Below are 21,335 nucleotides of genomic sequence, written 5' to 3' on the forward strand. Positions count from 1 at the left end.
GTAGAGAAACGGCCAGAGCATGTGCCACGTGTCACCCAGGCTTGGCAGATTGACCAGCGTCTCGCCGGTACGCCGCGCCTGAATGGCACTGAGCACGGTCAGCGCCAGGGCGCAGGCGAGCATCAGCCAGGCACCGAGGGTGGCCAGTAGCTGAGGAGGGAGGCCGAAGGCGGCGCCGCTACCGCCGTATTGCGGGATGATCCAGATAATGAGGACCAGGGCCATGGCACTGACGCCCAGGCCTGACCAGAAATTCATGCGTGTCATTGTAAGATTAACTCTCGTTGTTGTTGGCGCTGTCGGATTCGTGAAGCAGGGCGAACCTGTCGTGCCTTTGACATGATTGAAGCAGTTGCAGGACGTCTTGGGATTTGGCGCTTCGTTGCACTCCAGAGCACTATCCGCCAAAGTGAGTGCATCAGACTGCACCACCTCGCTTTGGCGCCGGGAGCCAGCCATATGCAAGACGACTTCGTTGCCAACCTGCGGCTGCTGTGCAGCTACTACCCTTCTATTGCGGAGGTGTGCCGACGGCTGGAGATCAACAGGGCCCAGTTCAACCGCTACTTGAAGGGGCGCTATCGGCCGCGCCACGCGGCCATGCGGCGGCTGTGTGCCTTTTTCGGTGTGGAGGAGCATGAACTCCATCTGCCCCATGACGACTTCCGCACCCTGGTGCAGTCAGGGCGGGAACCGACTGAAGCGGCATCGGGGATAGGAGTGAATTGGCCGGATGCCCTACTGCATCGTGGCGGTGAAGATATGGCGCGCTACCTGGGATGCTATTTCGAGTATTACCATTCGATGTCGCGGCCCGGGCATCTGATCCGAACTCTGGTGTGCCTGGAGCAGCGCGAGAGTGGCATCGTCTATCAGCGCACCGAGCGCATGCAGACGCCTGCTAATCCCCGGCCCTGCCACAACCGCTACCATGGCGTAGCCGTCAAGCTGGCCGACCGCATCTTCCTGATGGACCATGAGACCCTGAACGGCTACGAGGTGACTCAGACGGTCCTGTTTCCAAGCTTTCGGAGTCAGGTCTCGCGGCTCACTGGGCTCAAGCTCGGTGTGGCAGACAACAGTGAGCGCATGCCCTGCTGCGTGCGGGTGCTCTATGAGCGTCTTGATGAACAGATGGGGCTTCGCCAGGCGCTGGCACAGTGCGGGTTGCTTGCCCTCGACGATCCCAGTCTGAATGCCGAACTACTGGCCGCCGTAAAGAACGACGTTGCGCCAGGCGAGCAGCACTTTCGCGCACGTCATCATGGAGATGCTTGACGCGACAGAGGGGAGCGAGAGCAAGGGCAGGCCATAACTGGCTGCCTTGAGTGCCCATGTCTCAGCGAAACGAAATGCGGGTGCCGTAGGCGAGCATCTCATCGGGGGTGATGGCGTGCCCCTGAACGCCGATCATCTCGTCGCCACACTGGTCGGCCCAGGTGAGTACGCCGTGGGTCAATCCGGTTTCGCTGAGCAGATCGCGAATTTCACCCGTGCCTAGAAAGGTGCGGGTCTTGCCTTGCTCGTCGGAGAGTTCGGCGACACCGTTGGAGTAGTGCAGGCGCACAATATAAATACCGTCCTGAGATTCGACTTCGACAATCGGGGTGTGCCCATCGCCCACGCCTCGGCTGAGCTGCTTCAGGGTGATGCTGCCCGACACCGGATGGGTCCTGTCAGCCATGACTTACGCCTCGCAAGTGGATGTACAATTAATGTAGGAGAGATTGTCGGCGGTGGCGAGCTTTTTGCGAGCTGCCGCGAAGTTCCCGGGGAATTCCGGTGGCGGCTTTTCTATAAGGCTGAAAATACTTGGACAATATTTGGACGTAATGAGTGTGAGGGGGCGTCCGAAGGCGCTCTCCTCAATAACCGGTCATCTCCAGGTAGCCCTCGCCGACCTGCTCGCCGCTGTTGCGGTCGGCGGCAGTGACCTCGCCCTCCCAGTAGGCGAAGGCGGTGTCCATCCAGCGTTCGGCGTGGCGTGCCGCGACCTCGAGATCGAGCCCCTGCCCGGGTAGCTGCAGCTGCCAGCGGGTAGGGATCTCGCGCCCGGCCACGCTGCTGGTCTCCTGGGGCGTGAGTACCAGGTCATCGCCGCTTAGCGGCGTCAGGCTACCATCGGGGGCGATCCAGCTCCCCGAGAGATAGTCGCCGCCCTCCTGGCCACCGCCGCGCAGGCGAAAGGCCATCAGCTTGTAGCCATCGTCGAGGTGCAGCGAGAACCAGTCCCAGCCATGCTGGGTAGGGCCGAGCAGCTGGCTGCTCCACTCGCGGTCGAGCCAGCCGCGGCCGCTGACGCGGTGGGTCTCGCCGTCCAGCTCGACCTCACCGCTGACCCGCCAGAACGGCTGGGTGTAGTAGAAGGAGCCCTGGCCGTCGGCGGATTTCTGGCTGAAGCCCGCCTCGCCGTGGAGCACCAGCGGCCCCTCGGCGGTCAGCGTCAGGCGGTAGCCGAACGGCTGGCCGGTGTCGCGACCGCGGGCGCTGACCTCGAGCCGCTCGAAGGTGTCCCCCGCCGGGTCGACCACGCGGCTGCTCAGGTGCCAGTCGTCGAGCCAGGCGGCGAACGGCTCGGCCACGGCGCCGGCCTGGGCGCGGCGTGATTCGGTATTGGGCAGCGTCATGCCACGCGCGAAGCGCTCCTCGACCAGATGACGCTCACCCCGCGACACCGCGGCGTGGGCCATCCACAGCTGGCGACTCTGCCAGGGCTGCGTCGGCTCGACCGCCGACTCGCCCGGTGGCGCCAGCGCCTGACGAAACAGCGTCCACTGAATGCCCAGCGGCTCACCCTGCTCATCTTCCAGATTGGCGGTCAGGTACCACCACTCGATGCGGTAGTCGGGGTGGGGACCGTGGTCGTCGGGGAAGCGCAGCGGCTGGCCGGGGCCGGCGTCGGCATAGCCCTCGGCCTCGGCGCCGAGACCGGCGAAGCCCTGCGGTGTCTCGGCTGGTGGGGTGGGGCGCAGCAGTGCCAGCACAAGAATGGCGGTTCCCAACAGCAGCAGGCGGCGGGTCATGAGGCGGAGAACTCCATCAACAGGTCGCGCGGACGGCTGCGCCATAGCCGCCACAGCGGGATCAGCGCGGCGAGCCAGGCGACCACCAGTGCCAGGCCCAGGGCCATTGTCAGCTGGCTCGGGAAAATATGCAGCGGTAGCCGCCAGCCGAAGGCGGCGACGTTGATCACCGCCACCAGTCCCCAGGTCAGGGCGATGCCCAGTGGGATCGCCAGCAGCGCAGTGACCAGCGCCGCCAGACTGAGCTGGGCCAGTGAGATGCCGGCCAGCTGGCCTCGTGTCACTCCCAGCGCCCATAGCGGCGCCAGCTGGGCGCGCCGCTCGCTGCCCTGGGCGAGCAGACTGGTGAACAGGGCGAGTCCCGCTACGCAGAGGGTCAGCACGGTGAGCGCGCGGGTGATGGCGAAGGTGCGCTCGAATATCGCCTGGGCCTGCTGCTTCAGGGCCCGCTGATCGATCAGAGTTGCGCCATCCAGGTCGATGGCATGCTCCAGCTCGCGGGCCAGTGCCGCAACATCGGTATCCTCGGCCAGCACGATGCCCAGGCTGCCGGGCGGCGCGGCGAACTGCTCGGCGAGTGCCGAGGTGGTTAGCGTCACCTCGCCACGGGGGTTGCCGTAATCGGGGTAGACCGCGGCGATGGCGCTCTCCAGCGTGCCCTCGGCGCTGCTCAGGGTGAGGCGGTCGCCGGGCCCCAGGCCGGTGGCGATCGCCAACTGCTCGTTGATCAAGGCCGCCCCTTCGGCAAAGGCCTGCCAGGCCTGGGTGGCCCCCGCCTCTGTGGTCAGCAGCGGCCAGCGCTGGGTAAGCTGGCTGGCGGGTGTGATGCCGTAGACCCCTACTGGCCTTGCGTCGCTACCATCGGCCAGGAGGCTGGCATCGGCGCGCCGCGTCGGCAGCAGGGCGATGACCTCGTCGCGCGCCTCGAGCCAGGCCTGGGTCGCGTCGAAGCGTTCGGCGGGGGGGCGCAGATAGGCCTCGGCGACCAGGCGCTGGTCGAGCCAGTCGAGGAAGGTGAGGCGAAAGCCCCCGACCATGCTACCGACGCCAAGGTTGGTAGCCAGGGCCAGCAGCAGCGCCATCATCGCCAGCTGCAGGCGCGGTAGCTGCAATTGCAGGTCGGCCAGGGCCCACTGCGCCAGGGGGCGGTGGCGCAGGCGACGCACGGCCCCGGCGAGCAGCAGCGCCAGTAGCGGTGGCAGCCACAGCGTGGCCGCCAGCAGGCCGAGGGCGACCAGCGCGAAGCCCGCCAGCAGCCGGTCGCCGGGCGGTTGGCCAAGCAGCCATGTCCACAGCCCCAGGGCGAGCAGCCACAGGCCGGCACCGACCAGGGCCATTACCCCCAGCTGGCTCTGCCATCGACCACGCCAGCGCTGCTGGTGGCCGAGCGCCAGCACCTCGAGCCGCGCCGACCGCCACAGCATGCTGGCCCCGGCGCTGAACAGGCCGCCTAGGGTAATGGCGATGCCGCCCAACCAGTAGTGCCACGGTAGCGCCAGCTCGCCGCCGACCTGCTCGCCATATAGGGTCGCCAGGCTGGCGGCCACATCCGGCAGCAGCTGGCCAGCCAGCCACACCCCGCTGACGATACCCAGCAGCGCCCCGACCAGCCCCACGATCAGCAGCTCCAGGCCCAGCAAGGTGACCAGGGTGGTGGCCGGCACCCCCAGGGCGCGTAGCGTGCGCAGCATGCCGAGGCGCTGTTCGAGGCTCAGGCTGAGAGCGGCATGCACGATAAACAGGCCCACCACCAGCGCCAGCAGGCCCAACGCCGTGAGGTTGAGATGGAAGCTGTCGCTGAGCTGGCCAGGGCTGGCCAGGGTTTCGGCACGCAGGCGCAGCAGGTGGCTGGGCAGCTCAGCGGGATCGCCGGGGGCGATCAGCAGATGGCTGACGGCATCCGGCGGCAGGCCCAGCAGGGCACCGGCCACGCCGATGTCGGTGACCAGAGTGCCCGGCGGCACGCTGCTGTCCAGGGCCAGCGGCGGCAGGCGGCGGCCCTCCTCGCTGACCAGGTACCCCTCCTGGTGAGCGGTGTCCAGGGCGGCAAGGGTATCGGCGGCCAGTCGCGTGCGCCACGGCGGCTGTAGAAAGTCGCTGAGCGCCTCCACGCCGCCGCTGGCTTGAATGCCGCTGGCGTCTGGCAGGGTCAGCGGCTCGATACCGAGCAGTGTGACCCGCTCACCGCCGGCCAGCGTCAGCTCGCCTTCGATCAGCGGTGACACCGCGGCGCCGGCCTGGCGCAGCGCCAGATAGTCGTCGAGGAGCAGGGCCTCGGCGTCGCGGCGCTCGATGCGATCCAGTCCGGCGTCGAACAGCGCCGCGGTGCGGTCGTAGCTGTCGCGGGCCGAGGTGTTGATCGCCTGCACGCCGCTCCATAGCGCGCTGGCTACCCACAGACCCACCAGCAGCATCGCCAGTTGACCGGGATGGCGCCGGTAGTGCGAGAGCAGGGTGGCAAAGGCGGTGGCAATCACTGGCCGGCGGCTCGGGAGGGTAGGGTGTCGTTCAACTGGCCGTGGGCCAGGGTCAGGCAGCGGTCCAGCGGTGCCGCTACCCGCGGGCTATGGGTGACCATCAGCAGCGCGCAGCCGCTGTCGCGAACCAGCGCGAGCAGCAGCGCCAGCACCTCGTCGGCAGTGGTCTCGTCGAGATTGCCGGTGGGCTCGTCGGCGAGCAGCAGGGCGGGGCGCACCGCCAGCGCCCGGCCAATGGCCAGGCGCTGCTGCTGGCCGCCGGAGAGCTGTTCGGGATAACGACCGGCCATGTCGGCCAGCCCTAGCCGCGACAGCAGCTCACCGCACCAGACCCGGTCGTGGCGGTTGGCGAGGCGCGCCTGGAGGCTCAGGTTGTCGGCCACGTCGAGGCTCGGCACCAGATGGAACTGCTGGAACACCAGCCCCAGCCGCTCGCGACGCAGCGCCGCCCGCTGTGGCTCGTTCATGACGTCTAACGATTGGCCGCCGACGCTTAAGGTGCCGCCATCGGGTACGTCGAGACCGGCTGCCAGGTGCAGCAGGGTCGACTTGCCGCTGCCCGACTCGCCCATCAGCGCCAGGCTCTCGCCGGCGGCGAGGGACAGCGAGACGCCCTCCAGCACCCTGAGCGGGCCCTGAGGGGTAGCGAAGGACTTGCTGACCTGGCGCAGCTCGAGCATGGGCATCTCACCTGGGGAGTAGCGCCTTGAGTGTTGCATAAAAAAGGCGCCACCCGAAGGTGGCGCCCAAGCCGTCGCGCATTCGCGGTCAGTGGCTGTGACCATTATCGTCGTGGTCGTGGTCGTGGTCGTGATGCTCGTGATCATGCTCGTCGTGATCAGGATCGGCCAGCGCCGTGTGCAGGGTGTTGGCGTTGTGGCGCATCATGCCGAGATAGGTGCTGGCTTCGCCTTCGGCGGCCAGAGCATCGGCGTAGAGGGTACCGGCGACCTCTAGACCGGCCTCTTCGGCGAGCTGGTTGATGATCGCCGGGCTGGTCATGTTCTCGTGGAACAGCGCCTGGACGTTCTGCTCGCGGATCACGTCGATCAGCTCTGCCATGTTGGCGGCGCTGGGCTCGGCCTCGGTGGAGAGTCCCACCGGCGACAGGAAGCGCAGACCGTAGGCGTTCGAGAAGTAGCCGAAGGAGTCGTGGCCGGTGATGATGGTGCTGGACGGCGGGATCTCGGTGAGCAGCTCGCGGATCTCGGCGTCGGTGGCGTCGATCTCGTTGATATAGCGCTCGGCGTTGTCGCGGTAAGCCTCCTCGTTATCCGGGTCGGCCTCGATCAAGCCATCGCGGATATTGACCACGTAGGTCTGCGCCATGGCCAGATCCTGCCAGGCATGGGGGTCGTACTCACCGTGCTCATGGTCGTGATCGTGGCCGTTATCATGGCCGTGGTCATCGTGCCCATGGTCGTCATGATCGTGATCATGCCCGTGGTCGTCGTGGCCATGGTCGTCATGATCGTGATCATGGCCATGGTCGTCGTGGCCATGATCATCATCACCGTGGTCGTGGTCATGATCGTGTCCATGGTCATCATCACCGTGGTCGTGGTCATGATCGTGCCCATGGTCATCATCACCGTGGTCATGGTCATCATGATCGTCATGTCCGTGATCGTGATCATGGTCGTCGTGCCCGTGGGCGTGACCTTGGTCGTGGCCATGATAGGGGATGCGTTCGATGCCGTCGGTGGCGGTGACCAGCGGTCCGCTGTAGTCGCTGGAGTCGATCAGGCGCTCCATCCAGCCTTCGAACTGCAGGCCGTTGAACACCACCAGATCGGCCTCGGCGATGGCGCGTGCCTCGGTGGGACTGGGCGAGAACACGTGGGCATCGCTGTCGGGACCTACCAGCGAGGTGACATTGACGTGCTCGCCACCCACGTTGTGCACCATATCGGCCAGGATGCTGAAGCTGGTGACGACGTCGAGGCGCTCATCGGCCTGGGTCGGCGAGAGTACGACCAGGCCGGCGGTACCAAGCAGTAGGCTGAGGGCGAAGGGCTTATGTCTCATGTCTTACCTCGTTGTGTATCGTGATAGTGGCATGCGCTAGCCGGCCTCGACGGCCTCCAGCGGTGTGGCGCGACGTCGAAGCTTGGCCATCAGGCTGTGATGGCGGCCGAACAACGCCGAGAGGATATAGCCGATGCCAGCGAGCATGATGATGCTCGGCCCGGACGGCAGCGACAGGTGATACGACAGCAGCAGCCCGCCGGTGCTGGCGACCATGGCCCACACGACGGCGATGCAGATCAGCCCCTCGAGGCGCTTGCTCCAGAAGCGCGCCGCGGTGGCCGGCAGCATCATCAGGCCGACGGCCATCAGCGTGCCCAGGGTCTGGAAACCGGCGGTCAGATTGAGCACCACCAGCGCCAGGAACAGGCCGTGGATCAGGCCGTTGCGGCTGCCCTGGCCGCGCAGGAACAGCGGATCCAGGCACTCCACCACCATCGCGCGGAACATCCACGCCATGCTGATGACGATCAGGCTGCTGATGGCGGCGATCAGCACTAGCGCGCTGGAATTGACGGCCAGGATCGAGCCGAACAGCACGTGGGTCAGGTCGACGCTGCTGCCGCCCATCGACACCAGCATCACCCCGGCGGCCAGCGAGATCAGGAAGAAGCTGGCCATGGCAGCGTCTTCACGCTGGCCGCTCATCTGCGACACGCTGCCGGCAAGCCCGGCCACCAAGAGCCCGGAGAGAATGCCGCCGAGGCTCATCGCCGGCAGCGAGAATCCCGCCAGCAGAAAACCCAGGGCCACGCCGGGCAGGATGGCGTGGGCCATGGCGTCGCCGATCAGGCTCATGCCGCGCAGCACCAGAAACACCCCCAGCGGCGGCGCGGCCAGCGACAGGGCGATGCCGGCGACGAAGGCGCGGCGCATGAAACCGTAGTCGAACGGCGCAATGAACCACTCATTCAGCAGCCCGATCATGGCGACAACCCCTGCATGTCGAGGGGCAGGATCGGCGCATGATGGTGGCGCTGTACGCCGCCATGATGGCGCTCGAGAATCGCCTCCGGCGTGCTCCAGCGGGCGTGGCCGCCGGCCAGGGTCAATACGCAGTCGGCTAGCCGCGTGAGCTGTTCGAGGTCGTGGAGCACCACGATGATGGTGGTGCCCTTGGCGGCCATGTCGCGCAGCACGCCCATCAATACATCGACGGTCTCGACGTCGACATTGGCGAAGGGCTCGTCGAGCAGCAGCAGCTCGGCTTCCTGCATCAGGGTGCGGCCAAGCAGCGCACGCTGGCGCTGGCCGCCGGACAGCTCACCCAGCGGGCGGTGAGCGAGATCGGTAATGCCGAGCCGCGACATCACCTCGCGGGCCTGGCGGTAATGCGGGCCACAGTAGCCCTTGAACGCTCCGTGGCTGGGCCAGGTGCCGGTCATGATCAGCTCTTCCACGCTCATCGGGAAGGTCAGGTCCAGCGCCAGCTGCTGGGGCAGCCAGGCACGTCGCTCCTTGGGCACATCGCACTCGATGCGGCCGCGGATCGGCGCCAATTCACCCATGATCGCCTGGATCAGGGTGCTCTTGCCGGCGCCATTGGCACCGATCAGCGCGGTGATGGCGCCATCTTCGATACTGCCGCTGACGTGCTCGAGCACGGTCCGGCCACCCTGGGCGAGCTGCAGATCATCCAGGCGCAGGCGCGACATCAGGACCACCAGCCTGCGGCCCAGGAGACCGCCAGCCACAGGCCGGCCAGCGGGATCGCGGCCAGCAGCAGCCGCCGGCTAGCGGCCAGTGACATCAGGGAAAAGTGGCACGGCCCCTCGGGCCGATGATGGTGACGGTGCGCCATGACAATACCTCGCGAATGACAAGAAGGTTATAACATAACAAGTGGGTTGAGAAGTCATGCCGGTGCTGGCATAAAAAATGGCCGCCCATGATAGCGGCCATAGGGTGGGGCTCCAACCGTCAGTAGCGGATCGCCACGCCCAGCTGTTCGGGGCTGGCCAGCAGCGCGTACTCGTAGTCGAAGTGCAGCTCACCGAGGGAGGCCTGGGCGGGCTGGAAGCGGTTGAGGGCATGACCGGCTTGGCGCGGTTGCGTCTGCAGCTGCAGCTCACTGACCAGCATGCCGGTGGCGAAATGGATCGCCCCATCGCGTCCGCGGCCGTCGCCGACGCCGATCAGCAGTCCGGAGGCGGTATTCACCGCCAGCGACCCCAGGCGCGCCTCAAAGGAGCGACGCTGGCGCTCGTCGGCAGCGGTCTCGCGAATCAGTGCGCGGGCACGATCGAGATCGTCGCCCTGATCGAGGGCGCGAAAGTCGCGGTGGGCTGCCGGATGGGGCTGGCGATCGATCAACATACCGCCGAGGGCGAGCGCCGACTTGACCACGCCGACCCGGGCATCATAGCGGTCGTCGCGGTCGCTCGCTTCGCTGGCCTGATAGGCGTTGACCGCCAGGCTGACGCCGTAGATGCCGGTCCAGCTCGCCTGCCACAGATTGGCCTGACGCTCGCCGCGATCCAGGGCGTCGGCATAGCCCTGCCACTCCTGTGACGCGGATTGGCCAAAGACGCTGGCGGGCAGGCTGAGCAGCAGCGCGAGGCTGGCGATCACGGCGGTGGGAAAACGCATGGCAGGCTCCAGGGTGGCGAGGTGTGCCCCTACTATAGCGTCATCCGTGGGGTCAGAGTCCCATCGCCTGTCGCATCATCAGGCGCTTGGCCAGCGGCAGCCGCTGGGTGACGGCAAGTCCGGCGCTGCCCAGACGGCGCAGCGGCGCCGCACCGGTAAATACCCGGTGCAGCAGTTCGGTGGCGGCAATCATCGCCAGCGTCTGCGGGCGCCGCCGGCGGGCGTAGCGCTCCAGCACCTGTGAACTGCCGAGATCCTGGCCGCGGCGCAGGGCCTCCAGCAGCCCGTCACTCAGGGCGATCACGTCCTGCAGGCCAAGGTTCAAGCCCTGGCCCGCCAGCGGGCTGATGACGTGGGCGGCATCGCCGATCAGCACACAGCGCTCGGCGGAATAGCGGCGGGCGTGCTGGCGGCGAATCGGGAAGCTGGCCTGGCCGAGCACCGCCTCGATGCCCCCCAGGCGGGTCGGGAAGTCGCGCTCCACCGCCTCTTTCAGCGCCTGCGCATCAAGCTGCTCGAGAGCCGAGATGGTGGCCGGCTTGCCGTACCACACCAGCGAGGCATGATGGCCCGGCAGCGGCAGCATCGCCTGGGGACCGTGGGGCGTGAAACGCTGCCAGCTGACGTCCTGCTGCGGCAGCCGGGTGGTGACGTTGATCACCAGGGCGCGCTGGTCGTAGTCGCCGCTCTCCACCTCGATGCCAGCCAGCTCGCGCAGCGCCGAGCGCCCGCCGTCGGCGCCCACCACCAGCGAGCCGGTGAGCCGGATGCCGTCGTCGAGCTCCAGCTCGGCCTCGTTGGCGGCCTGGCGAAGTACCATGGGCCGGACCCCAACGTAGCAGGTCACCGTCGGCAGCTCGGCCAGTCGCGCCCATAGCGCGGCACGGATCCAGCGATTCTCGACGAAGCTGCCAAAGGCGTCGTGACCGAGACCTGTTGCATCGAAGTGCGCCTCGCCGCCACCCTGTTGGGACCAGGCGTGGATGCGCCGGAACGGGCAGCGACGCGACGCAGGAATGGCTTCCCAGGCGCCGACGCCTGCCAGCAGCCGCTCGGCGGCCAGGTTCAGCGATGAGACGCGCAGATCGAAGCCGTCGTCGCAGGGTAGCGTGGGGGCTTCGCCGCTTTCGACCAGCGCCACCGCCAGGCCCGCCTGGCCCAAGGAAGCGGCGAGTGCGGCACCCACCATGCCGCCGCCGACAATGATCACCTGTGAAGAATTCGTCATGCGTATCCTTTGTGTCATCAAACTGTCATCTATGCTCGATAGGGTGCCCGCTGACATCAAAGTGTCACTAAACCGTCATACCTCCCGCGGACCCACACGGTAGCTACTCACTTATGACGAACCGCATCACACCGTCCTCCGACCAGCCGGCCTTCGAGCGCCAGACGCGCCGCGAAACCCCGGCCTGGATGCGCGGCCTCTACGCCGGGCTGTGCCTGTATCTCTTCTTGGCTGCCCTCAACGTACTAGGCTCCGGCCTCGGCACCTTCGGCGGCGAGAGCGACTTCCTGGCCCGCGCCTTCGCCTACGGTGAGAACCCCTTTATCGCCCTGCTCGCCGGCGTGCTGGTGACGATGATCGTACAGAGTTCGTCGTTTACCTCGGCGCTGATCGTGACCCTGGTGGCCAGCGGCGAGATGACCCTTGGCACTGCCGTGTTCGCGATCATGGGCGCCAATATCGGTACCGCGGTCACCGGCGTTATCGTGGCCCTGGCCAACATGCGCATCAAGCGTAACTTTCGCCGTTCCTTCACCGCGGCGCTGATGCATGACTTCTTCAATATCCTCACCGTGGCAGTGGTCTTTCCCATCGAGTGGCTGAGCGGCATGTTTCATGAGGCCGGCCGCGGGGTGTTCACGCGCCTGGCAGGCTCGCTCGCCGAGCTGATCGGCCTCGAAGAGGTCGCCCGACCCAACAGCCCAATCAAGGTGATCACCGCACCCATCGTCGACGCCTTCGACGCCATCGGCAGCTTCCTGCTGCCCACTTCGCCGGCCCAGGGGCTAGTGGTCGCCGGCCTCGGCATGCTGCTGATGTTCGCCGCGCTGATCTTCATGGTCCAGAACCTGCGCGGTGCGCTGCTTCGCCATATGGACGGCCTGTTCCGTACCTACTTCTTCCGCACCGACCTGCGCGCCTACGGCGTCGGCGTGGTCTCCACCGTGCTGGTGCAGTCGAGCACCATCACCAGCAGCCTGATGGTGCCGCTGGCCGGGGCTGGGGTGGTGCGCATGCGCCGCGTGCTGCCATTCATGATGGGCGCCAACCTCGGCACCACCGTGACCAGCGTGCTGGCCGCCACCGCCAATCCTATCGCAGCCGCCATGACCGTGGCCTTGTTCCACGTCATCTTCAATCTCACCGGCACCGCGATCTGGTACCCGCTGCGCCACATCCCGCTGCGCGTGGCCAGCTGGTACGGCAAGCTGGCGGCCAAACGGACCCGCTACGCCTTCCTGTTCCTGATCGGCGTGTTCTTCATCGTACCGCTGGCCGGCATCGCCGCCACCGAACTGTTCATGAGCCTGCGCTGAGCGCGGCCCACCGGGAGACCGTCACATGTTTCGACAGCTATATTCCGCTCTGACCTCGGAGAACACCCTCGACCAGGCCTTCGAGAATCTCACCACCATGCTCGAACACAGCGAGTGGATGTTCGCCCGCGCCAACGAGGTGCTCTACAGCACCGTGCCCGCCGACGAGGTGCGCCAGCCGCTCTACGACCGTGACCAGGCGATCAACGAGCTGGAGCGTTCGATTCGCCGCAAGGTGCTGCGCCATCTCACCGTCAATCCCGGCCACGACGTGGCCATCTGCCTGGCGCTGATGAGCGTTTCCAAGGACGCCGAGCGCATCGGCGACTACTGCAAGAACGTCTTCGAGGTGGGCAGCCTCTATAGCGAGGGCTTCCACGTGCCGCGCTACCAGGGGCCGCTGGACGGCATGGCCGAGCAGATGGGCCGCATGTTCGGCATGATCGTCAGCGCCACCCGCGACTCCGACGAGGCCAAGGCGCGCCAGGTGCTCTCCATGGCCCGCGGTATCCGCGCCCAGGGCGATCACCTGATTGAGGAGCTGTTCAAGGACGACCAGCAGGTCGCCTTCCACGAGGCGGTGGCCTACTCGCTGCTGGCGCGTCACTACAAGCGGGTCGCCTCGCACCTGGCCAATATCGCCACCGCGGTGGTCGGCCAGCTCGAGGATCTCGACTTCTACCACGACGAGGGCGACGAGGCGCAGTGACCGCCTCCGCCGGTTGTCGTATCAAGCCTGACCAACGCGCCGCCTCTAGAGGCGGCGCGCTGTATTGCGGGTAAGTAAGCGGTTGCTCACTCCACCAGCTCATTCAAGCGGTCGGGGAAGTCGGTGAAGATGCCGTCCACGCCCCAGTCGAGCAGCCGCTGCATATCGTCGGACTCGTTGATGGTATAGACGTGCACCAGCAGGTCGTTGGCCTGGGCCTGCTCGACGAAGCTGGCGTCGATCACCTCCAGCGTCTCTTCGTAGGTGAGGTTGGTGCCGATGCCCACAGCATAGTCGCGGATCGCCTGGAAGTCGGCGTCGCTGATCTCGCTCGGCCCCGGCGTTACTCCGGTCCACTCCACCAGCTGATCGCCGTCGTCCTCGGGGTGGTACCACACCAGTTGCACCAGCGGTACCTGGTCGTTCAGCTCCTGCACCTTGAGCAGGCTCTCCTGGCTGAACGACTGGACGAGTGCCGCGCCGGCTTCGATCAGGCCATGCGCCTCCAGCTCCTCGACCAGCGCCTCCTCGATACCGGGATACAGCTCCGGCGACTTGGTTTCGAGGTAGTAGCGGGTATCGGTGCCAAAGCGCTCGATCACCTCGCCCAGGGTCAGGATCTCCACCCCGGCATAGGCGTCATCGGCAAACTCGGGATAAGCCTCGTTGAACCAGCTACCGGCATCCAGCGCCTTGAGCTCCTCGAGGCTGACATCCTTGAGCTCACCTTCGCCGTCGGTGGCGCGATCGAGACTCTCGTCGTGGAAGGCCACCAGCTCGCCGTCGGCGGTCATCTGGATATCCAGCTCCAGGTAGTCGACCCCCATCTCATGGGCCAGCTCCAGCGCCGGCATGGTCTGCTCCGGAGCGTGGCCGCTGGCACCGCGGTGGGCGATCACCTGGAACTCCTGCAGATCGTTCAACTGCTGCTGAAGGGCATCCGCCTGGACGGAGAGCGGCAGCAGCAGCGCGCCACCGCCGAGCAGGGCGAAGGGCAGGCTGAGTCTCGAGAACCGGCTCTGGTCGAAACGCATGGTGTCTCCTTTATTGAATGTTCAATCAATAACGGTACTGGCGTGGGGGTGGGGATGCAAGAAAGGGGGCGACACGTGAAGTTTAGCAGCAGGGGGAGGGTGGTATGCAGGGGGGGTGTGGATAAGTAAAAAGGTTGAAAGGGTGAGTGGCGAAGTAGGGTTAGGAGTGCTTGGATGGTGAGAGTTATTCGACGCGAGCCACGCCATGGATGATCTATCGCCCTCCGATCTCAAGACGATCCTGCACTCCAAGCGTGCGAACCTGTATTACCTGCAGCACTGTCGAGTGCTGGTGAATGGCGGTCGCGTCGAGTACGTCACGGATGAGGGCAGCCAGTCGCGCTACTGGAATATTCCCATCGCCAATACCACCTCGATACTGCTCGGCACCGGCACCTCGATCACCCAGGCGGCGATGCGCGAGCTGGCCAAGGCCGGGGTGCTGGTGGGCTTCTGTGGCGGTGGCGGTACGCCGCTGTTTGCCGCCAACGAGGTGGATGTCGATGTTGCTTGGCTGACACCGCAGAGCGAATACCGCCCTACCGAATATCTCCAGCACTGGGTACATTTCTGGTTCGATGACGAGAAGCGTCTGGAGGCGGCCAAGGCCTTTCAGCTGTCGCGATTGAAAAGGATCGAAGCGTTATGGGCGGATCGCTTCCTCAAAGAGGGCGGCTTTACGGTTTCGTCGGATGCACTTCATCAGGCTTTGGCAACGCACCGGGACGCCATTGGAAAGTCGCCTAGTACGACCGATCTGCTGACCCTCGAAGCCCGCCTGACCAAGTTCCTCTTCAAGCTTGCGACCCGGGCCGTCAACTATGGCGATTTCACCCGGGCCAAGCGCGGCACCGGCACTGACCCCGCCAATCGCTTTCTCGACCATGGCAACTACCTGGCCTACGGGCTGGCCGCAACGGCCACCTGGGTGCTCGGCATTCCGCACGGGTTGGCGGTGCTGCATGGCAAGACCCGCCGCGGTGGCCTGGTCTTCGATGTAGCCGATCTGGTCAAGGACGCCGTCATCCTGCCCCAGGCGTTTATCTCCGCCATGCGCGGCGATGAGGAGCAGGAGTTCCGGCAGGCCTGTATCGAGCGGCTCACGCGCACGGAATCCCTCGACTATATGATCGACACCCTTAAAGATGTGGCCCTCGAACTGGGAGGGCCGAAAGCGTGAACGTGCTGCTGGTCTCCCAGTGCAGCAAGAACGCGCTCAAGGAGACGCGTCGGATTCTCGACCAGTTCGCCGAACGGCGCGGCGACCGCACCTGGCAAACCCCGATCACTCAGGCGGGGCTCGATACGCTCAGAAAGCTACTGCGCAAGAGGGCGCGCAAGAATACCGCCGTCGCCTGCCATTGGATTCGCGGGCACGATCATAGCGAACTGGTGTGGATTGTTGGCAATGCTGGGAAGTTCAATGCTCAAGGGGCATCTCCCACCAACACCACCCGACGCAATATCCTACGTGCCGAGGATGAGAACGATTGGCACAGCGGCCGTTTGATTCATCTGTTGGCATCGCTGACCGCGCTTTTCCATGACCTTGGCAAGGCCAGTCGTGCATTTCAGGATCGGCTTCATGGCCGCTTGGAGGGGCGTAACCGTTACCGCCATGAGTGGGTATCGCTGCGTTTGCTGGAAGCTTTTGTCGGTGATGACGATGACGCGACGTGGCTCTCCCGACTCGAGTCGCCCTCTCCCGATGACGATGCCTGCTGGCTGAGCCGTCTCTGGCGTGATGGGCTGGATAATGTCACGGAAGAGGCAGGGAAGCCGTTCGCCCGTTTGCCGCCGCTGGCTGCCGCCATTGGCTGGCTAATTCTGAGCCACCACCGTTTACCGGCTTTGCCAGCCTATGATGAAAGCGGTCAGCAGAAATGGTCCGGCGCTCGCGGCATATTAAATGCAGGCATTCTGCCCTCATTGCCGGAGGCCTTCACTGCCGCCTGGAATGAAAGGGTAGAGGCTGGCTCGCAGGCAGAAGTATCGCCCTACTGGGAGTTTCCCGAGGGGTTGCCTGTCGCGAGTGACGCTTGGCGCAGACGCAGTCAGCGCCTGGCACGGCAACTACGCGAAGCAAGGGTCGTTGAGCCGCCACTAGAGTCGCCCTACGTCATGCATCTGGCGCGTCTGGCATTGATGCTGGCGGATCACTCCTACTCCAGCCTGACTGAGACTGGCCGCTTGCACGGCGCCTGGTCCACAGCGCTGTACGCGAACACTGCTGTGCTGCACGGTAAGCGTCAGCTATGTCAGTCGTTAGAAGAACACTTGCTGGGCGTTACCCGCACAGCGGGTGAAATCGCTCACCGCTTGCCGGATATGGAAAAAGCCTTGCCGCGCATCGCGCGACACAAAGGCTTTCGACAGCGAAGCCGCGACCCTCGCTTTCGCTGGCAGGACAAGGCATTCGATCTGGCGGTGGGAGTGCGTGACAAGGCCCGCGAGCAGGGCTTCTTCGGTATCAACATGGCCTCAACCGGCTGTGGCAAGACCATCGCCAACGGCCGGATCATGTACGCCTTGAGTGATCCCGAGGTGGGGGCGCGTTTCTCGATAGCGCTTGGCCTGAGAACACTCACACTGCAAACCGGACAAGCCTATCGAGAGAGGTTGGGGCTGGGTAGCGACGACTTAGCCATTCGGGTTGGTGGTAGTGCCAGCCGGGCGCTATTCGAGCACCAGCAGAGGGAAAGTGGCGGCTCGGAGTCGCGTGCCGCTTTGCTGGATGAGCAGAGTCATGTTCATTTCGAAGGGCAGGTTGATGAACATCCTCTGCTGTCACGGGCATCACAAGACCCGCATGCCCGAGCGCTGATCACTGCGCCTGTCCTGGTATGCACTATCGATCATCTGATACCCGCGACTGAGAGCCTACGCGGTGGTCACCAGATCGCGCCCATGCTGCGGCTGATGAGCAGTGACCTTGTTCTTGATGAGCCGGACGACTTTGATATCGACGATCTGCCTGGTCTGACGCGTCTCGTTTACTGGGCCGGGCTGCTTGGCTCGCAGGTGCTGCTCTCCTCGGCGACGTTGCCGCCGGCACTGGTGCGCGGGCTGTTTGAGGCGTATAGGACTGGCCGTGCGGAGTATCAACGCCATCGCTGCGTTCCTGGCACTCCAGTTAGCCCCTGCTGTGCGTGGTTCGATGAGTATGGCTGTACTTATCAAGAGTGTGACGAAGACGCTCAGTTTGATATCGCCCATGAACAGTTTGCCCGACAGCGTGCCGCTCGGCTGAGTGATCAGGCATCGGTTCGGCGGGGATACCTCGTCCCGCTGTCGGCCCCTAGTGCCCATCCGGATGCCGTTCATCAAGCGGCCGCAGAAACAATACTCACGCAAACTCTCGCCCTCCACGAGCAGCATCACACCGTTGACCCCCACATTGACAAGCGGGTCAGCTTCGGCCTGGTGCGAATGGCCAACATCGAGGCGCTGGTGGCCATTGCCCAGATACTTTATCGGTCAAAAATTCCCGAGGGATGGCAGATCCACCTCTGCGTTTACCACTCCCAGTTCCCCCTGCTGCTGCGCTCGCGTCTGGAAGCTCGCCTGGACCGGGTGCTGGATCGGCGCGAAGTGAATGCAGTGTTCGACCTTCCCGATATTCGTCAGCAGATTGATGGAAGCGCTGCGATGGATCAGCTTTTCATCGTACTCGGCTCGCCGGTCACGGAGGTGGGGCGCGATCACGATTACGACTGGGCGGTGGTCGAGCCCTCCTCGATGCGCTCGATCATCCAGCTCGCCGGCCGCGTGCGCCGTCATCGTTCCACACCTGTTCGTACCCCCAATATTGCGCTGCTCGGGACCAACACTAGGCACCTTAAACGGGTAACGCCGGCTTTTAGCCGGCCGGGCTTTGAAACGGAAAAGCGCTGGCCGCTGGCGACGCATCAGTTAGCGGAGCTGCTGAGAGGCGACGAGATTGAACATATCGACTCACGCCCACGACTAATGCCGAGTGACGTACTCGAACCCACGCGCAGACTCGTTGATCTCGAGCATGCACGCCTTGCCGCACTAATGGTCGAGAGTGCCGGCGTCGCTCCCGGCCGGCAGCGACGCAAGCGTCGCGGCGAGCCGGCACAGCTCGATCTAGGTGCCTATCTCTTTTACCGCACACCGTTGATGACCCTCGGGGCGCTGCCGATCCAGCAACAGCCTTTCCGGGAAGACAACGAGCCGGAGAGCGAGTTCGTGCTGCTGCCGGATGAAGCTGAGGAAGACTACCGCTTCTGGCGGGTGGATCAGGATGGCAGGGACGAGAAGATGACGCCTGTCGAAACCGAACTGGATCGGATTGCAGATGAGCTCTTCAGTAACCCGCATATCAAGCCCTGGAACGAGCCCGACTACATGGCCGCACTGGCAGATCAGGCCGACGCCATGGACATGACCATAGAGCGCTGCGCCCAGCGCTTCGGCCGTATCCGCCTGAAAACGAACTACGCCCCGCAAGGTTGGCACTTTCATCCTGCTCTGGGGTTCGTGCGTCGAAAATAAATCTGAATAACTCTTAGGGAGGATATCTATGTCCGAGCAGGCTCATAGTCCGCCATCATCGATACAAGCGCTCATTCATGGCTTTATAAATGACCGCTTCGCGACCAAGGCAGAAAAGCTTCTAGCGGACGATCCCAAGTACCTTGAGCTGCAGCAGCAGTTCGAACCGCAAACCTGGCTTGCCGATGCGGCTCGCCGTGTCAGTCAGCTGCAGGTAGTCACGCATTCGCTGAAGGCAATTCACCCGGATGCCAAGGGCACGAACCTTTACGTCGAGCCTGGCCAACTGAACCAAGGAGAACTTGTAGGTAGCCATTGCCTGCCAGTCGACTTTCAGGGCGATGTCGTCGGCAACGCAGCGGCGCTGGATGTCTACAAGTTCCTGAAGCTGGAGTGGCAGGGGCGCTCGCTGCTGGAGCTGGCGCTCGATTTCGATGAAGTATTGATCGGTGCCTTGAGCCAGGATCGTGAGGAGGCCGAAAACTGGGTCCGTGCCTTCGCGAGCATTACCGAGCCCAAGGGCACGCCCAGCTCACATGCCATGGGGAAACAGCTCTATTGGCTGGTCGGCGATAATCCCGCCGACGATAAAAGCTATCATTTGCTGGCACCGCTCTATGCCACAGCACTAACGCACCCCTTTCACGCTCGGCTTAGCGAAGCACGTTTTGGCGACCAAGCCAAAGCAGCGCGTAAAGCGCGCCGCGAGAGTGCCGCTTTCGCAGGTGGCTACGCTGATTATCCCAATCTAGCGATGCAGAAGCTTGGTGGCACCAAGCCACAGAACATCTCGCAGCTCAATAGCGAGCGGGGCGGCCAGAACTACCTTCTGGCGTCACTGCCCCCTCACTGGATTTCACGAGATATTGCTCCTCCACTTCGGACTGAATCGGTTTTACCACGCTTCGGGCGTCGTATGCCCGTTCGTCAATTGATTAACGACCTGGCTCGCTGGATGCGACAGAACATGCAGGAAGACGAACGGAGACAACAGCAGGGAAACAAGCCACGCAAGACCATGCAAGATCGTGAAGTTCATTATGACTTAACAGCCTCCTTGGCCGATGAGCTCTTAATGTTCACCTTTGAGCTTCACCGCTTGCCTCCTGGCTGGTCAGCTGACCATGAGTGCCGACTGGCCGCAATGGAACAGTATTGGCTCGATCCCGGGAGGGCAGAATTGGATTCTTCTTTCGAGACAGCTCGACGGAATTCTGACTGGCATGAGGAAGTTGCCCAGCGTGTTGCTCTCTGGCTAAGACATGCTCTGGCCAAGCGGGTTGAAGTGCGCCTCGGCGATTCTGAGAATAACTATTGGACAATGCAAATCGAGAGCGTTTTGCGCAGTTTCCGTCGTCAACTAGATGATCTTCAGGAAGCGTTGCATGACGAAGACGATGAGCATAAAGGAGGCGCAGCATGATCAATCATCTACTGGTGCTCCCTCGGCTGCGCATCCAGAACGCCAACGCGATTTCCAGTCCGATGACTTGGGGCTTTCCTGCCATGAGTGCCTTTGTGGGTACGATGCAGGCTCTGGAGCGCAACCTGCCGGATGATATCAACCTGGTCTTCAACGAAATCGGTGTGGTTTGTCACCGCATCGAGCCTCAGGTTACTTCAGGCGGTTTCACCCGTAGCTTTCATCTCACTCGCAACCCTGTAGACAAGGCTGGTAGCACGGCGGCTATCGTCGAGGAAGGCCGGGCGCATCTGGAAGTCTCGCTACTGATTGGCGTCGAAGCTGACGGTGGGGATGATCTGAAAAGCGCAGACCGCCGCCAGACCATGGCTCAACAGCTCTATCAGCAGGTCCAGGGTATGCGCATCGCAGGCGGCAGCGTGATACCACCCCGCCCCGGCGAGAGGCGGCACTGGCCGGAGCTGGTCAGCTTCGATGCCGATGAGAAGGAAAGCGCCAGGCAGTGGCGTCGAATCAAGCGTCGTCTGCTGCCAGGTTTTGCACTTGTGCTACGCGACGATCGACTAGCCGAGCACACCGCTACGCTCAAGGCGAAAGATGATCATGCCACCCCACTGGATGCCTGGCTCGATCTATCTCGGCTCAATCATGAGTGTTACCTCACGACCACTACCGACAAAAACGGTGACACCAAGGAGGAGGTGAGCTGGGAGATGCGTCGCCCTTATCCTGGCTGGTTGGTGCCGATTCCGGTGGGCTATGGTGCCATCTCCGATCTGTTTGACCCCGGCGCAGTGGCCAACGCTCGCAACCCGGAAGTGCCATTTCAATTCGTCGAGAGCCTCTACTCGATTGGCGAATGGGTGAGTCCTCATCGTATTCAGGACCCCGAGGCCTTGATGTGGTTCATAGAGAATGATCTCGAACACGGCCTCTATCGGCTCAACAACGCTTTTAACAATCACTCGGTAAACGCTTAACGACAGGGAA

18 protein-coding genes and 1 pseudogene are annotated in these 21,335 nt (G+C 64.0%); 7 read left to right on the forward strand and 12 right to left on the reverse strand.

All coding sequences use genetic code 11. The features are described 5' to 3' along the window. Positions 1 to 258 (reverse strand): annotated as a pseudogene (locus IEI94_RS22725) (hypothetical protein); the annotation flags it as partial. A 201-nt stretch (positions 259 to 459) separates the two neighbouring features. Here IEI94_RS22725 and IEI94_RS21000 point away from each other — a divergent pair. Beyond that, entirely contained in the window at positions 460 to 1,278 is an 819-nt protein-coding gene (locus IEI94_RS21000) for a helix-turn-helix domain-containing protein (protein ID WP_191169154.1), read from the forward strand. A 61-nt stretch (positions 1,279 to 1,339) separates the two neighbouring features. On the opposite strand, the gene IEI94_RS21005 is transcribed toward IEI94_RS21000, so the two are convergent. The 10 genes from IEI94_RS21005 to IEI94_RS21050 form a co-directional block, all read right to left on the reverse strand. Then, positions 1,340 to 1,684: a hypothetical protein gene (locus tag IEI94_RS21005; protein WP_191169155.1), complete on the reverse strand. Its 345-nt coding sequence runs from the start codon at positions 1,682 to 1,684 to the stop codon at positions 1,340 to 1,342. Positions 1,685 to 1,865: 181 nt separating this feature from the next. Then, a complete protein-coding gene (locus IEI94_RS21010; protein ID WP_191169156.1) occupies positions 1,866 to 3,023 on the reverse strand; it encodes a lipocalin-like domain-containing protein in 1,158 nt (385 codons plus the stop codon). Then, entirely contained in the window at positions 3,020 to 5,500 is a 2,481-nt protein-coding gene (locus tag IEI94_RS21015; protein ID WP_318153435.1) for an ABC transporter permease, read from the reverse strand. Before IEI94_RS21015 ends, IEI94_RS21010 begins: the two co-directional genes overlap by 4 nt. Beyond that, positions 5,497 to 6,180 (reverse strand): ABC transporter ATP-binding protein, encoded by a 684-nt coding sequence (locus IEI94_RS21020; RefSeq protein WP_191169157.1) that lies wholly within the window; start codon positions 6,178 to 6,180, stop codon positions 5,497 to 5,499. Before IEI94_RS21020 ends, IEI94_RS21015 begins: the two co-directional genes overlap by 4 nt. 88 nt (positions 6,181 to 6,268) lie before the next feature. After that, positions 6,269 to 7,528, reverse strand: a complete 1,260-nt coding sequence (locus tag IEI94_RS21025; RefSeq protein WP_191169158.1) for a metal ABC transporter solute-binding protein, Zn/Mn family — start codon at positions 7,526 to 7,528, stop codon at positions 6,269 to 6,271. A 36-nt stretch (positions 7,529 to 7,564) separates the two neighbouring features. Continuing rightward, a complete protein-coding gene (locus tag IEI94_RS21030) occupies positions 7,565 to 8,455 on the reverse strand; it encodes a metal ABC transporter permease (RefSeq protein WP_191169159.1) in 891 nt (296 codons plus the stop codon). Further along, complete coding sequence (locus IEI94_RS21035; protein ID WP_191169160.1) at positions 8,452 to 9,183, reverse strand: metal ABC transporter ATP-binding protein; 732 nt, start codon at positions 9,181 to 9,183, stop codon at positions 8,452 to 8,454. The genes IEI94_RS21030 and IEI94_RS21035 overlap by 4 nt, the downstream gene beginning before the upstream one ends. Beyond that, positions 9,183 to 9,329, reverse strand: a complete 147-nt coding sequence (locus IEI94_RS21040) for a hypothetical protein (RefSeq protein WP_191169161.1) — start codon at positions 9,327 to 9,329, stop codon at positions 9,183 to 9,185. The genes IEI94_RS21035 and IEI94_RS21040 overlap by 1 nt, the downstream gene beginning before the upstream one ends. Before the next feature lie 119 nt (positions 9,330 to 9,448). Next, positions 9,449 to 10,117: a hypothetical protein gene (locus tag IEI94_RS21045; RefSeq protein WP_191169162.1), complete on the reverse strand. Its 669-nt coding sequence runs from the start codon at positions 10,115 to 10,117 to the stop codon at positions 9,449 to 9,451. 52 nt (positions 10,118 to 10,169) lie between these two features. Further along, on the reverse strand, positions 10,170 to 11,345 hold the full coding sequence (locus IEI94_RS21050) for a UbiH/UbiF/VisC/COQ6 family ubiquinone biosynthesis hydroxylase (RefSeq protein ID WP_191169163.1): 1,176 nt from the start codon (positions 11,343 to 11,345) through the stop codon (positions 10,170 to 10,172). A gap of 113 nt (positions 11,346 to 11,458) precedes the next feature. Between IEI94_RS21050 and IEI94_RS21055 the strand changes: the two genes are divergently transcribed. Both IEI94_RS21055 and IEI94_RS21060 read left to right on the forward strand, forming a co-directional pair. Next, on the forward strand, positions 11,459 to 12,661 hold the full coding sequence (locus IEI94_RS21055; protein WP_191169164.1) for a Na/Pi symporter: 1,203 nt from the start codon (positions 11,459 to 11,461) through the stop codon (positions 12,659 to 12,661). A gap of 25 nt (positions 12,662 to 12,686) precedes the next feature. After that, positions 12,687 to 13,370 carry a phosphate signaling complex PhoU family protein gene (locus IEI94_RS21060; protein WP_191169165.1) on the forward strand — a complete coding sequence of 228 codons (684 nt, stop codon included), beginning with the start codon at positions 12,687 to 12,689 and terminating at the stop codon, positions 13,368 to 13,370. 86 nt (positions 13,371 to 13,456) lie between these two features. Here the strand turns inward: IEI94_RS21060 and IEI94_RS21065 are convergent, their stop codons facing one another. Beyond that, complete coding sequence (locus tag IEI94_RS21065; protein WP_191169166.1) at positions 13,457 to 14,404, reverse strand: glycerophosphodiester phosphodiesterase; 948 nt, start codon at positions 14,402 to 14,404, stop codon at positions 13,457 to 13,459. Between the two features lie 205 nt (positions 14,405 to 14,609). On the opposite strand from IEI94_RS21065, the gene cas1f reads away from it, so the two are divergent. Genes cas1f through csy2 form a run of 4 tightly spaced genes read left to right on the forward strand, consistent with a single transcriptional unit; the run spans position 14,610 to position 21,325 of the window. Continuing rightward, entirely contained in the window at positions 14,610 to 15,584 is a 975-nt protein-coding gene (gene cas1f, locus IEI94_RS21070; RefSeq protein ID WP_191169167.1) for a type I-F CRISPR-associated endonuclease Cas1f, read from the forward strand. Beyond that, on the forward strand, positions 15,581 to 18,922 hold the full coding sequence (gene cas3f / locus IEI94_RS21075) for a type I-F CRISPR-associated helicase Cas3f (RefSeq protein WP_191169168.1): 3,342 nt from the start codon (positions 15,581 to 15,583) through the stop codon (positions 18,920 to 18,922). The genes cas1f and cas3f overlap by 4 nt, the downstream gene beginning before the upstream one ends. Before the next feature lie 28 nt (positions 18,923 to 18,950). Next, complete coding sequence (gene csy1, locus IEI94_RS21080) at positions 18,951 to 20,345, forward strand: type I-F CRISPR-associated protein Csy1 (RefSeq protein ID WP_191169169.1); 1,395 nt, start codon at positions 18,951 to 18,953, stop codon at positions 20,343 to 20,345. Next, the gene (gene csy2, locus IEI94_RS21085) at positions 20,342 to 21,325 is read left to right on the forward strand and encodes a type I-F CRISPR-associated protein Csy2 (RefSeq protein WP_191169170.1); all 984 of its coding nucleotides are present in this window, start codon (positions 20,342 to 20,344) and stop codon (positions 21,323 to 21,325) included. Before csy1 ends, csy2 begins: the two co-directional genes overlap by 4 nt. The last annotated feature ends 10 nt before the right edge of the window (positions 21,326 to 21,335 follow it).

It is taken from the genome of Halomonas sp. ML-15, assembly GCF_014779595.1.
Lineage (GTDB): Bacteria > Pseudomonadota > Gammaproteobacteria > Pseudomonadales > Halomonadaceae > Franzmannia.

What these genes read in the sequence shown, in the direction of transcription:
- IEI94_RS21000 (WP_191169154.1), top strand. Translation starts at nt 460, where the DNA reads ATGCAAGACGACTTCGTTGCCAACCTGCGGCTGCTGTGCAGCTACTAC.
- IEI94_RS21005 (WP_191169155.1), bottom strand. Translation starts at nt 1,684, where the DNA reads ATGGCTGACAGGACCCATCCGGTGTCGGGCAGCATCACCCTGAAGCAG.
- IEI94_RS21010 (WP_191169156.1), bottom strand. Translation starts at nt 3,023, where the DNA reads ATGACCCGCCGCCTGCTGCTGTTGGGAACCGCCATTCTTGTGCTGGCA.
- IEI94_RS21020 (WP_191169157.1), bottom strand. Translation starts at nt 6,180, where the DNA reads ATGCTCGAGCTGCGCCAGGTCAGCAAGTCCTTCGCTACCCCTCAGGGC.
- IEI94_RS21025 (WP_191169158.1), bottom strand. Translation starts at nt 7,528, where the DNA reads ATGAGACATAAGCCCTTCGCCCTCAGCCTACTGCTTGGTACCGCCGGC.
- IEI94_RS21030 (WP_191169159.1), bottom strand. Translation starts at nt 8,455, where the DNA reads ATGATCGGGCTGCTGAATGAGTGGTTCATTGCGCCGTTCGACTACGGT.
- IEI94_RS21035 (WP_191169160.1), bottom strand. Translation starts at nt 9,183, where the DNA reads ATGTCGCGCCTGCGCCTGGATGATCTGCAGCTCGCCCAGGGTGGCCGG.
- IEI94_RS21040 (WP_191169161.1), bottom strand. Translation starts at nt 9,329, where the DNA reads ATGGCGCACCGTCACCATCATCGGCCCGAGGGGCCGTGCCACTTTTCC.
- IEI94_RS21045 (WP_191169162.1), bottom strand. Translation starts at nt 10,117, where the DNA reads ATGCGTTTTCCCACCGCCGTGATCGCCAGCCTCGCGCTGCTGCTCAGC.
- IEI94_RS21050 (WP_191169163.1), bottom strand. Translation starts at nt 11,345, where the DNA reads ATGACGAATTCTTCACAGGTGATCATTGTCGGCGGCGGCATGGTGGGT.
- IEI94_RS21055 (WP_191169164.1), top strand. Translation starts at nt 11,459, where the DNA reads ATGACGAACCGCATCACACCGTCCTCCGACCAGCCGGCCTTCGAGCGC.
- IEI94_RS21060 (WP_191169165.1), top strand. Translation starts at nt 12,687, where the DNA reads ATGTTTCGACAGCTATATTCCGCTCTGACCTCGGAGAACACCCTCGAC.
- IEI94_RS21065 (WP_191169166.1), bottom strand. Translation starts at nt 14,404, where the DNA reads ATGCGTTTCGACCAGAGCCGGTTCTCGAGACTCAGCCTGCCCTTCGCC.
- cas1f (WP_191169167.1), top strand. Translation starts at nt 14,610, where the DNA reads ATGGATGATCTATCGCCCTCCGATCTCAAGACGATCCTGCACTCCAAG.
- csy1 (WP_191169169.1), top strand. Translation starts at nt 18,951, where the DNA reads ATGTCCGAGCAGGCTCATAGTCCGCCATCATCGATACAAGCGCTCATT.
- csy2 (WP_191169170.1), top strand. Translation starts at nt 20,342, where the DNA reads ATGATCAATCATCTACTGGTGCTCCCTCGGCTGCGCATCCAGAACGCC.